Here is an 11,589-nt window from a genome sequence, read left to right as displayed (position 1 = left end):
ACAGCGGAAAAGACTGGCATGCAGCACAAACATTTATTTATGCCATTGGCACTGGTTAGTGCTATGGCCGTAGCACAACAAGTATATGCAGCAGATGATTTTGTAGTACAAGATATTCGTGTTGATGGCTTAGTGCGTTTAACTCCTGACAATGTAGCCGGAATGATCCCATTCTCCGCTGGTGATCGTGTCAATGATCAAATCATTTCAAACTCAATTCGTAGCATGTTTGCGTCGGGTTTGTTTGATGATGTGAAGTCTTCACAAGTCGGTAATACCCTTGTATATACAGTGGTTGAACGCCCAGTAATTTCTAAAGTTGAGCTAAAAGGCAATAAACTTATTCCTAAAGAAGCCTTGGAAGAAGGCTTAAAGAAAATGGGTCTGTCCGAAGGTGAAGTTTTAAAGAAATCATCTTTGCAAACGGTTGAAACTGAATTAGAACAACAGTACATGCAGCAAGGTCGCTACGATGCTGATGTAAAAGTTATTACAACCGCTCAACCGAATAACCGTGTAAATGTCTTAATCGAGTTTGAAGAAGGTCAATCTGCCAAAGTATTTGATATTAATATCATTGGTAATACGGTCTTTAAAGAAAGCGAAATTAAACAAATTTTTGCATTAAAAGAAAGTGGTTGGAACTCGATCATTTCTCGTAATGACCGCTATGCACGTGAAAAGATGGCTGCGAGTTTAGAAGCGTTACGTGCGATGTATCTCAACAAAGGTTACATCAACTTCAACATTACCAATTCAAGTCTGAATTTGAGTGAAGATAAAAAACACGTCTTTATCGAAGTTTCGGTGGATGAAGGTGAACAATTTAAGTTTGGTGAAACCCATTTCTTAGGTGATACGCTTTATACGCAAACAGATTTAAACGCTTTAAAACTTTATAAAGATGGCGATTTATATTCACAAGAAAAAGTGAATGGTGTGAAACAACTTTTACTTCGTAAATACGGTAACGCAGGTTACTACTTTGCAGAAGTGAACATTGTTCCTGAAATCAATAAAGACACCAAATTGGTTGATTTAAATTACTATGTGAATCCGGGCCAGCAAGTCACTGTTCGCCGTATTAATTTCACAGGTAACTCGAAAACAGCTGATGAAGTTCTACGTCGTGAAATGCGTCAAATGGAAGGCGCCTTAGCAAGTAACGAAAAAATTGATTTGTCTAAAGTGCGTTTAGAACGTACTGGTTTCTTTAAAACCGTTGATGTTAAGCCTGCACGTATTCCGGGCACGCCAGATCAAATTGATTTAAATGTAAATGTTGAAGAGCAGCATTCGGGGACAAGTACTTTAGCTGTTGGTTTCTCACAAAGTGGCGGTGTGACTTTCCAAGCAGGTTTGAGTCAAACCAACTTCTTGGGTACAGGTAATGCAGTTTCTATCGATTTGTCTCGTTCAGAGACTCAAGATTATTACAACCTCAGTGTAACTGACCCATACTTCACTATTGATGGTGTACGCCGTGGTTATAACTTGTACTACCGTAAAACCAAGTTAGATGACGACTATAACGTTAACAACTACGTCACTGACAGTTTTGGTGGTGGTATTAACTTTGGTTATCCGATCGATGAAAACCAAAGTATCAGTATGGGGTTAAATGTAGATAAAACTGATGTGACTACGGGTCCTTATGTTTCTACATATGTTGCTGATTATTTAACGAGCCATGGTGGTAAGGAAACAAAAACAGGTCAATATTGTCCTGGTACAACAGATGTGGATAAAGGTTGCGTAGACTCTAAAGGTAATGTGATTAATACGTTGCCATATGGTGCTGAGTATCAAGGTGATTTTTTAACTTATAATTTAAATTTAGGTTGGTCATATAACACCTTAAACCGTCCAGTATTCCCAACGTCAGGTATGTCTCATCGTGTGAATGCCGAAGTGGCGCTACCTGGTAGTGATGTTGAATATCAAAAAGTTACGTATGATGCCCAGGCTTACTTCCCATTAGGTAAAGACTTTGTGTTCCGTGGCTATGGTAAGTTGGGTTATGGTAATGATTTACCGTTCTATAAAAACTTCTATGCAGGTGGTTTTGGTTCGGTACGTGGTTATGATAACAGTACGTTGGGTCCAAAATATCCGGGTGTTTATTACCAAGATACCAATCAAACTGATTATGATATGGAAGAAGTTGGTGGTAATGCTTTAATTCAATTTGGTACTGAATTAGCTTTACCTGTGCCATTTAAAGGCGATTGGGCGCGTCAAGTACGCCCAGTATTGTTTGCTGAAGGCGCGCAAGTATTTGATACCCAATGTGATGTATCTCAGTCAAGTGAAGATCGCAAATACTGTAAAGATAACTTCGGTTTTGATATGAAAAATATGCGTTATAGCGTTGGTGCAGGCTTTACTTGGATCACGATGATTGGTCCAATTTCACTCAGTTATGCATTCCCGCTTAATGACAAAGCTGGTGATGAAACAAAAGAAATCCAATTCGAGATTGGTCGTACGTTCTAAGTACGACCCTTCTGGGAATAACAAAATTACAGGTTGATAAGATGAATAAATTATTTGCTGGTTTGGCGGTATTGGGTATGTCATGTTCTGCTGCAGTACATGCAGCAGGTTACGGTGTGGTTGATTTAGAAAAGGTGGTGGATCAAAGCAATTATCTAAAACTACAAAATGCTCAAATTCAACAGCAGTTGAAACCACAAACCACTAAAATTGAATCACTGGCTAAAGAGCTGGAAGCAATGCAGCAAAAAGCTCAGCAGGGTGGTGATAAGTTGACTGCTGCGCAAAAGCAGCAAATGGGTCAACAGTATCAAGCTAAACTTAAAGAGCTGACTGATTTACAGCAAAAAGTTCAAGCTTCGGTTCAAGGGAATATTCAGTCCTTAAATCGCACAATGGATACTCGAATCAAACAAGTTGCAGAACAATTGCGCACAGAAAATAAGTTAGATGTTGTTTTGAATAAAAATTCAGCACTTGCGTATGACCCTAAGTTTGATTTAACTGATAAAATGATTCAAAAGGTTAATGCAATTAAATAATCAATGAATTCTCAAAAATTCAGTTTAGAAAAGCTTGCTCAACTTGTTCAAGGTCAATGTATTGGCCAGCTAGACTTGCAATTCAGTGGAATGGCAAGTTTAGAGAGTGCTCAACCGCATCAGCTTGCATTTTTAAACGCAGATAAATATCTGAATGAAGCTCAAAAGTCTCAGGCTGGTGCGCTGATTGTGACTGCAGACATGCAGTCACAAATCCCTTCACAGCAAAACTTCATTGTTGTACCCAATCCGTATCTGGCTTTTGCTATTCTGACGCATGTTTTTGAAAAAAAATCTGTAGAAATAGGAATTGAAAGTACTGCTCAAATTCATCCTTCCGCAATCATTTCTGATACTGCTTATATTGGGCATTATGTGGTGATTGGTGCGAATAGCGTGGTGGGTGAAGGAACGCGCATTGAATCCCAAGTGAAAATTGATCATGGTGTAGAAATTGGTAAAGATTGTTTTATCGATTCGCATGTGACGATTACTGGTGAAGCCAAGTTAGGTGATCGTGTACGTATCCATGCAAATACGGTGATCGGTGGTGAAGGGTTTGGTTTTGCACCTTATCAAGGGAAATGGCATCGTATTGCTCAATTAGGTTCTGTACGCATCGGGAATGATGTGCGTATTGGCTCAAATTGTAGTATCGACCGTGGTGCTTTAGATGACACAATTTTGGAAGATGGTGTCATTATTGATAACCTTGTGCAAATCGCGCATAACGTCAAAGTAGGTGCAAATACGGCAATGGCTGCGAAATGTGGCATTGCGGGTAGTACAACTATTGGCAAAAATTGTGTGCTTGCAGGGGCTGTTGGTATCGTAGGTCACATTAATATTGCAGATAATGTGACAATTACCGGTATGTCAATGGTCACAAAAAGTATTTCCGTTGCTGGAAGTTATTCTTCAGGTACGCCAATGCTTGAAAGTGGTTCTTGGAAAAAGGCAGCAATCCGCTTTAAACAATTAGCAGATGTGCCATTGACCCAATTGGTCAAACGACTTGATCATATGCAGTCTCAAATTGAGTCCCTTGAATCAACATTTAAATTGCGTAAATAATTATGATGACAGAGTCGAATACCCCAGCTTTCACAAAACCTGAATTACCAATGACTATTCAGACTATTCGTGAATATTTGCCACATCGTTATCCGTTTTTATTGGTTGATCGTGTTGTTGAAGTGACTGACAACGGGATTGTAGGCTATAAAAATGTAACGATTAACGAAGAATTCTTACAAGGTCATTTCCCAGGATACCCAATTATGCCGGGCGTGCTGATTGTTGAAGCATTGGCGCAAGTATCGGGTATTTTAGGTTTCATCATGAATAATGAGAAACCTTCAGCGGGTTCGTTATTCTTATTTGCTGGTGCTGAAAAGGTCCGATTTAAAAAACAAGTCGTTGCAGGCGATCAACTTGTATTAAAATCAGAATTAGTGATGCAAAAGCGTGGCATTTACAAATATAATTGTGTTGCCACTGTAGATGGCGTAGTCGCAGCAACCGCGGAAATTATGGTTTCGCATCAGAAAACAGAGACAGCATGAGCAATAACGAATTAATTCATCCTACCGCCATTATTGACTCATCAGCAGTAATTGCTCCGGATGTGCAAATTGGACCATATTGTATTATTGGTCCTAAAGTCACAATTGGAGCGGGCACTAAACTGCATTCACATGTTGTGGTGGGTGGTTATACCCGTATTGGTCAACATAACGAAATTTTTCAATTTGCCAGTGTTGGTGAAGTTTGCCAAGACTTGAAATATGCTGGTGAAGAAACGTGGTTAGAAATCGGGGATCATAACTCGATTCGTGAACACTGTAGTTTACACCGTGGTACTGTTCAAGATCAGGGTCTAACTAAAGTTGGTAGTCATAATTTATTGATGGTGAATACACATATTGCACATGACTGTGTGGTAGGTGATCATAATATCTTTGCTAATAACGTCGGCGTTGCAGGTCATGTCCACATTGGTGATTATGTCATCGTAGGTGGTAACTCTGGTATTCATCAATTCTGTAAAATCGATTCATACAGTATGATCGGTGGTGCATCGCTTATTTTGAAAGATGTACCTGCTTATGTCATGGTATCTGGTAATCCAGCCCATGCTTTTGCCATGAACATTGAAGGCATGCGTCGTAAAGGTTGGTCTAAAAATGTGATTCAAGGTTTACGTGAATCCTTTAAATTGATCTATAAAGATGGTTTAACGACGAATGAAGCGATTGAGCGTATTCGTACTGAAATTTTGCCTGAAGTGGCAGAAGCGCAATTGTTGATTGACTCACTTGAGCAGTCTAAGCGCGGTATCGTACGCTAAATGCTGCGAATAAAAAAAGACACCTTATAAGGTGTCTTTTTTTTTGCGTTAAAAATAGGACTATTTTTTAACAAAGCCTGCTTCTTCAGATTTTGGATATTTTTGGGTAAGCTTGGTTTTGAGCTGCGTTGCTAAACTGCTATTTCGATCGACGTCTTTTGCAATGCTATACAGTTGATATAACGCTCTAGGCGCGCGGGTCGACTCAGGGTATTGATCTACCACGATACTATAGTTCTTTTTCGCTTCTGCGTAGTTGGTCGGTTCAACAGCAAGGTTGAACTCAGCTAACCAAAAATATGCATTGCTAATGTAGACGCTATTAGGATTATTCTTAATAAAGTTTTTCATTGGTGCAATGGCTTTTTTCGCACCACCTTGTTTATATGCATCTAAAGCAACGGTATAAGCTGCTTTCTCAAGCTCAAGTGAGTCACCACCTGCATTTACAGGTTGTTTTGCAGATGAGCTTAATGTTGCTTGGGTCGTAGGTTGTTTAGCTGGTGTAGGGGCTATATTAGCTGCTACTGGGTGCAGTACCTTGTTGGTTATCCTCCGCAGCCTCTGTGTCTTCACTCGGATCTACTTTTTGTTGGAGTAGCTCCAAACGTTGATCTAAATCTGCATAGCGGTTAGTAAGTTCACTTTTTAATTGTTCGATAATATTGTCTTGCTCTTCCATTTTACCGCGTAAGCTACGTAATTCATTTTCGAGCTGTTGGTTTTTCTGCATGAGCTGCCAATTCAAATTGGTTGGCGTAGGTGTAGAGCCAGCACCTGTTTGAATGGCTGTATTATTTGCTGTATACACAGTACCATTATCTGCGCCACTCAAACCACGAGATTCAATTGGAATATTGGCAAATAGCGTACCTGAGCAAGTCAATGTAAGGGCACACAATACATGCTGTTTAAACATCATAAAAATTCCATGTAGTTGCAAGCATGTCCGTATTGAATAGTTTTATTACAGACTGCTTTAGATAAAACGATAAGCACATTAAAAACGCCAAAGTTCTGAATTGCAATAAGCTTTTACAATCTTGTTGTGTATTAAAGTAAAAATATAGTGATGATGTTTCACGTTTTCTACATCATCGACCATCATATTGATTTATAAATAATCAAACAGTATTTTCTACTCAGGAATTCTCTGTTTTAGTCTTGCATGTTTATTAAAAATCTCTATACTCTGTTCTTGCAATGGTAGCCCTGCCGGTTACTTCGCAATTGTACTCTACAAACCCCGCCAGGACCGGAAGGTAGCAACGGTAGTAGAAATATGATGTGCCGAAGTCTTGCTGGTAGGGTTGCCACCAGTTTCAATAATAATAAATTTAACTTCCTCTTATTTTTTCAATCCTAAATTCTTCTTTATTTTAGTTTTATTAATTCTTTATTTAGATCTATATCTTTGTTATTCGTCATCAAATTCTCTACGTGCAATCACTTTAAAAATCGTATCGAGATCAAAGCCTCGATATTGTAAAAAACGTATTTGTTTGGCTTTTTGTTTTGGATCATGTTCAACAGCTTTGCCAAATTTTTTGATCTTGAGCTGGTAGGCTTCGGCGACCCAATCTGTTTCTTTTAATTCATCCTGAATTAATTCACTGTCTACTTTTTTATTTTTTAACGCGAGCTTTATACGGTTGGGGCCTTTACCTTTACGCTTTTGACTCGACAACAGCATTTCTGCTACACGCTGATCGCTTTGATAGTTCTCACGTGCGAGTTCTTCCACCAAGTGTATGACTTCTTCACGACTATCCGCATATAGTGCTAATTTCTCGATTAAATCCGCTTTTGAGTATTCTTTACGTGTGAGTACTGCAAAGGCGTACGAGCGTAGACGAGAGCCGCGCAGTCCTGGTTTTTTTTCAGCATGAACATCTTTACCATTGGCATCAAAATGCAACGCAGTGTGATCGATCACCGAAGCATTGTCATGCTGAATGTCAGTTTGTGCAGTATGATTTACGCAGGTGGGTTCTTCAGCTTCTGCAAACTGTTGTTTTAGTGCTTCGTAGTCGAGCAAGAGTGGAAAATGGTCTTTAGTCATGGGGTCATTTTAATACAAATTTTGAATGCAAAACAAAACGCCCCGTAGGGCGTTTCGTCTGCTTTTAAAACATGCTGTGATTAAGCATCTAAAAAGTCTGGTTCTTCTTCATCTTTGTCTTCTACAGGTGCTGTACCTGTAGTCAGAAGTTGTTCACGAATCAGTTTTTCAATGGTTTGTGCAAGTTCAGGGTGTTCTTCTAAGTGGCGAATGGTATTGTTTTTACCTTGACCAATCTTGTCACCTTGGTATGAATACCATGCACCTGCTTTTTGAACAATTTCTTGTTGTACAGCGAGGTCAACAAGCTCACCTAAATGGTTTACACCTTTACCGTAAAGAATTTGGAAAATCGCTTCACGGAATGGAGGAGCCATTTTGTTTTTCACAACTTTCACTTTGGTTTCTGAACCAATGATCTCGTCGCCTTCTTTCACTTGACCAATACGGCGGATATCTAAACGTACAGATGCATAGAATTTAAGTGCATTACCACCAGTTGTGGTTTCTGGGCTACCAAACATTACACCAATCTTCATACGGATTTGGTTAATGAAGATCACCATACAGTTCGAACGTTTCGCATTACCGGTAATTTTACGCAGTGCTTGGCTCATCAGGCGAGCTTGTAAGCCCATGTGTGAGTCACCCATTTCGCCTTCAATTTCGGCGCGAGGGGTCAGTGCAGCGACCGAGTCGACAACGATCAGGTCAATGGCACCTGAACGTACCAGCATGTCTGCAATTTCAAGTGCTTGTTCACCATTGTCTGGCTGTGAAACAAGTAAGTTATCAATATCTACGCCAAGTTTACGTGCGTATTGAGGGTCTAATGCATGTTCAGCATCGATGAATGCACAAGTACCGCCAGCTTTCTGACATTGTGCAATAGCTTGTAATGTCATAGTCGTTTTACCAGAAGATTCAGGACCGTAGATTTCTACGATACGACCTTTAGGCAAACCACCAATACCTAGTGCGATATCTAATGTTAAAGAACCTGTAGAGACAGCTTCAACTGCCTGTACGGTGTTATCACCAAGACGCATAACGGTGTTTTTACCAAACTGCTTTTCAATTTGGCTTAAGGCCGCATTTAACGCCTTGCTTTTATTATCATCCATCTTACAACCTCAATACGATGTCACGAAACAATATACTCAAGTGGATGTATTCAGTTTAAATCTGTTCCACGAGGGTATAGTGACAGAAATCATCCTTTTGTTCTATGAAAATCACAACAGGTGCGACATGTTGTGACGCTTTAACTTAATCATCATTATAAGACCATTGCTGGTCAAACTGTTGATCATTTTCTCTTTTAAATTTACCAATATCTCGACGATCTTTTTTACTTGGTCGATGATCTGGCCGAGCTAGATTATGCAACTTTCTTTGCGATGCGAGCAATTCCCGTTTTGCAATACTGACCTCAGTTTCATCATAAAGCAGCTGAGCGGTTGGGGCTGGCCCACGAACATCCGACAGCGCTTTCACTACCACAGTTTTTTTCTCAAGGCCTTGAGCAATGGTTAATTCCATGCCTACACGAACTTCACGAGAAACTTTAACGCGTTCGCCATTATGATGAACTTTACCGCCTTCAATCGCATTTTTGGCAATAGAGCGTGTCTTAAAAAAACGTGCAGCCCACAACCATTTGTCTATACGCATACCAACCGCATCTTCGGCTAGATTTGATTTACGCATATTTTTTCTGTTCCTCGGCTTGCTCAGTCGTTTGAGCTTCTAAAATAGGGATTAAATCTGTTAATGCGGACAGCATTGGATAATTGCAAGTCTCGCGAGGCGCTTTGGCAGATGACGGCTGCTGAATCGAATAGAGCTGTTCAATCCCAAAAAGTTTTGCACCATTGAGCACTTTTTCTGTGTCATCAATGAAGTAACAGTTTTTTGCATAGAAGGAATGTTTGCTTGCTAATATTTGCCAAAACTCAATAAACTCTTTGGCATGACCGAGAGTTTCTGAACTGACGATAACATCAAAATAATCACGAAGACCGGTTTCTTCGAGTTTGAATTGTAAGCCTGCAAAGTCGGCATTGGTCGCAAGCCAAATAGGATAGCCATTTTCCTTAAGATAGGTAAGCAGCTCGATGCAGCCTTTGCGTTTAGCTACTTTGGCTTTTTGTTCTATTTGCATTTCCAGAACATCAACGCCAACTTGTGACGTCCAAAAGCGAGAGGAGTACCATTTTAGGGTATGATTATGCTGTTGATAAAAACTAAATAGCGTTTGCTTGCTTTGTTCGAGTGAGCACTGATGCTGTTCAGCATAGCGAATTGGCAGCAGCTCATTCCAGATAAAATCATCATAAGCAAGATCGAGTAAAGTACCGTCCATATCAAAGATGATCGTCGGCTTTTCTGAGTAATTTGGCATATAAAGGTATTCTATGTTTAAAACAACAACAGCACCGCAAGACCCACTGATTTTGCAGTTGGTTCCCATTGTGACACAAGCTTGCGAAATTTTGCGAGAAGAATATCAGCGTTATTGCTCAGGTGCAGATTTTGATGTGGAACGTAAAAGTGATGATTCACCTGTAACGCAAGCTGACTATCGTGCAAATAGCTATATTACCCAAGCATTATCCGTAGTTTCTAACTTGCCTGTATTGTCAGAAGAAGGTGATAAGTCAGAGCGTATGCAATGGCAAAAATTTTGGCTGCTTGATCCTTTGGATGGTACCAAAGAGTTTTTACATAAAAGACCTGAATTTACCATTAATTTGAGTTTGGTTGATGGCGCCAATACCACCTTTGCCATATTGGCGATCCCGGGGGAATATAGTGTATATATTTGCCCCTTTGAGGGACTGCCGCTGAAATATGATAGCCAGTCAACTACATGGTATGAATATGTTGAAACCTCTGCAGAGAATGTCGTACACGTTGGCTTGAGTCAAAGTGCCAAAAATAAGCCGATTTATACGGACTATCTAGACGCTTTAGAAAAACTCACTCCTTATCAGGCCTACCATGCTGGTAGTGCATATAAGTTTTGTATGATGTTAGAAGATCGAGTGGATATTTATCCGCGTTTTCATCCGACTTGTGAATGGGATACGAGCGCTGGACAATGTTTAATCGAGCGTATTGGTGGTGGTTTGGTTGATTTTAAAGGTCGCGCATTTCTATATAACCAGCGCACGACTTTGTTAAATGGTGGATTTATTGCATTTAAAAATGCCGAAATGAAAGAATTGGCCTTAAATGCTTTGGCAAACATGCTTGACAAAACTTGAGCTAAATTGGGTTCATGCTATAGTGTCAGCACACTCCGTTAAATCTCCTGCATTTAAGAACTGTCAATTATGGCCCTAGATTTGCTCCCTCCTAGTATGCTGAAAGCAATAGACTTATTGCCGGTTGAAAAGACGCCTGTAACATTGTTTACACGTCATTCCATTCGTGAAGTTGTACAAGGACAAGGCTTGGCCGGTTATGACTTGCAACTGACGCATCAAGGACGTGATTTAGCCGAAGCGTGGGGCAGCTATTTGGTTGAAAATACCGATCGTGTCATTCAACACTGTATTTCGAGTCCAATTCAGCGCTGTGTGGATACGGCAGCATTGATGATTCAAGGTGCAGATAACGTCACGATTGAACCGAATACCCACCATATCGAGATCATTGAACAAGGATTATTGGTCGAGCCGGGGAGTTTTGTGCTTGATATTAAAAAAGCAGGACCATACTTTCAAAAGCAAGGTGCTTTAGGCTTTATCAATAGTTTTGTAAATAATGCTTTGCCGGGTATGAAACAACCCATTCATGGGGTAGTAGATGTATTGGAGTTGATTTACAACACTCATCCAACCAATGATTATGGGCTGAGTCTAGCGGTGAGTCATGACACGATTTTGGCTGCAATTCTTGCCATTATTTCAGGTAAAAATATCGTGACACGTGAAGACTGGCCGAAAATGATGGAAGGTTTATTTGTTTGGTTTGAAGGAGATGTATTCCTTGAATCTAAACTGAAATGGATTTGGCGTGGTGAACTAAATGAATTAAATATTCGTGAATTTCAGCAAGCTGAACAACAACTTTAAGAAATTTTGCTAATAATAAAAAATTTAAAAAAGGCATCCTATAAATGGATGCCTTTT

Annotated in this window: 11 protein-coding genes, 1 other RNA gene and 1 pseudogene; 8 read left to right on the top strand and 5 right to left on the bottom strand. The window is 39.9% G+C overall.

Features of this window, described 5'->3' with window-relative positions; all coding sequences use genetic code 11:
• Positions 1–18 precede the first annotated feature (18 nt).
• Genes bamA through lpxA form a run of 5 tightly spaced genes read left to right on the top strand, consistent with a single transcriptional unit; the run spans position 19 to position 5,388 of the window.
• Positions 19–2,496, top strand: a complete 2,478-nt coding sequence (bamA, locus tag AC4CU0_RS08555) for an outer membrane protein assembly factor BamA (RefSeq protein ID WP_490742935.1) — start codon at positions 19–21, stop codon at positions 2,494–2,496.
• 41 nt (positions 2,497–2,537) lie between these two features.
• Positions 2,538–3,038 carry an OmpH/Skp family outer membrane protein gene (locus tag AC4CU0_RS08550; RefSeq protein WP_490742934.1) on the top strand — a complete coding sequence of 167 codons (501 nt, stop codon included), beginning with the start codon at positions 2,538–2,540 and terminating at the stop codon, positions 3,036–3,038.
• A gap of 3 nt (positions 3,039–3,041) precedes the next feature.
• Positions 3,042–4,112: a UDP-3-O-(3-hydroxymyristoyl)glucosamine N-acyltransferase gene (gene lpxD / locus AC4CU0_RS08545; RefSeq protein WP_490742933.1), complete on the top strand. Its 1,071-nt coding sequence runs from the start codon at positions 3,042–3,044 to the stop codon at positions 4,110–4,112.
• Between the two features lie 5 nt (positions 4,113–4,117).
• Positions 4,118–4,603, top strand: a complete 486-nt coding sequence (fabZ, locus tag AC4CU0_RS08540; RefSeq protein WP_180063675.1) for a 3-hydroxyacyl-ACP dehydratase FabZ — start codon at positions 4,118–4,120, stop codon at positions 4,601–4,603.
• Positions 4,600–5,388, top strand: coding sequence for an acyl-ACP--UDP-N-acetylglucosamine O-acyltransferase (gene lpxA, locus AC4CU0_RS08535; RefSeq protein WP_180078389.1), 789 nt, complete (start codon positions 4,600–4,602; stop codon positions 5,386–5,388). The genes fabZ and lpxA overlap by 4 nt, the downstream gene beginning before the upstream one ends.
• Positions 5,389–5,448: 60 nt before the next feature.
• On the opposite strand, the pseudogene AC4CU0_RS08530 reads toward lpxA, so the two are convergent.
• Positions 5,449–6,310 (bottom strand): annotated as a pseudogene (locus AC4CU0_RS08530) (YbgF trimerization domain-containing protein).
• A gap of 291 nt (positions 6,311–6,601) precedes the next feature.
• Here AC4CU0_RS08530 and ffs point away from each other — a divergent pair.
• An RNA gene (gene ffs, locus AC4CU0_RS08525) (signal recognition particle sRNA small type) lies at positions 6,602–6,698 on the top strand.
• A 107-nt stretch (positions 6,699–6,805) separates the two neighbouring features.
• Here the strand turns inward: ffs and AC4CU0_RS08520 are convergent.
• The 4 genes from AC4CU0_RS08520 to AC4CU0_RS08505 all read right to left on the bottom strand — a co-directional run bounded on the left by AC4CU0_RS08520 (position 6,806) and on the right by AC4CU0_RS08505 (position 9,854).
• Entirely contained in the window at positions 6,806–7,450 is a 645-nt protein-coding gene (locus tag AC4CU0_RS08520; protein WP_490742932.1) for a regulatory protein RecX, read from the bottom strand.
• Between the two features lie 80 nt (positions 7,451–7,530).
• Positions 7,531–8,574: a recombinase RecA gene (recA, locus tag AC4CU0_RS08515; protein ID WP_490742931.1), complete on the bottom strand. Its 1,044-nt coding sequence runs from the start codon at positions 8,572–8,574 to the stop codon at positions 7,531–7,533.
• Between the two features lie 145 nt (positions 8,575–8,719).
• Positions 8,720–9,160, bottom strand: coding sequence for an RNA-binding S4 domain-containing protein (locus AC4CU0_RS08510; protein WP_168377604.1), 441 nt, complete (start codon positions 9,158–9,160; stop codon positions 8,720–8,722).
• Positions 9,153–9,854, bottom strand: a complete 702-nt coding sequence (locus AC4CU0_RS08505) for an HAD-IA family hydrolase (RefSeq protein ID WP_472584766.1) — start codon at positions 9,852–9,854, stop codon at positions 9,153–9,155. Before AC4CU0_RS08505 ends, AC4CU0_RS08510 begins: the two co-directional genes overlap by 8 nt.
• A gap of 13 nt (positions 9,855–9,867) precedes the next feature.
• Here AC4CU0_RS08505 and AC4CU0_RS08500 point away from each other — a divergent pair, with 13 nt between their 5' ends.
• Complete coding sequence (locus AC4CU0_RS08500) at positions 9,868–10,719, top strand: 3'(2'),5'-bisphosphate nucleotidase CysQ family protein (protein ID WP_472584767.1); 852 nt, start codon at positions 9,868–9,870, stop codon at positions 10,717–10,719.
• A gap of 69 nt (positions 10,720–10,788) precedes the next feature.
• The gene (locus AC4CU0_RS08495; protein WP_472584768.1) at positions 10,789–11,532 is read left to right on the top strand and encodes a histidine phosphatase family protein; all 744 of its coding nucleotides are present in this window, start codon (positions 10,789–10,791) and stop codon (positions 11,530–11,532) included.
• The last annotated feature ends 57 nt before the right edge of the window (positions 11,533–11,589 follow it).

The sequence above is a fragment of the Acinetobacter sp. LipI_15 genome, assembly GCF_058242865.1.
Note: the sequence above shows the minus strand (reverse complement) of the source record. Positions and strands in the feature narration are given on the sequence as shown.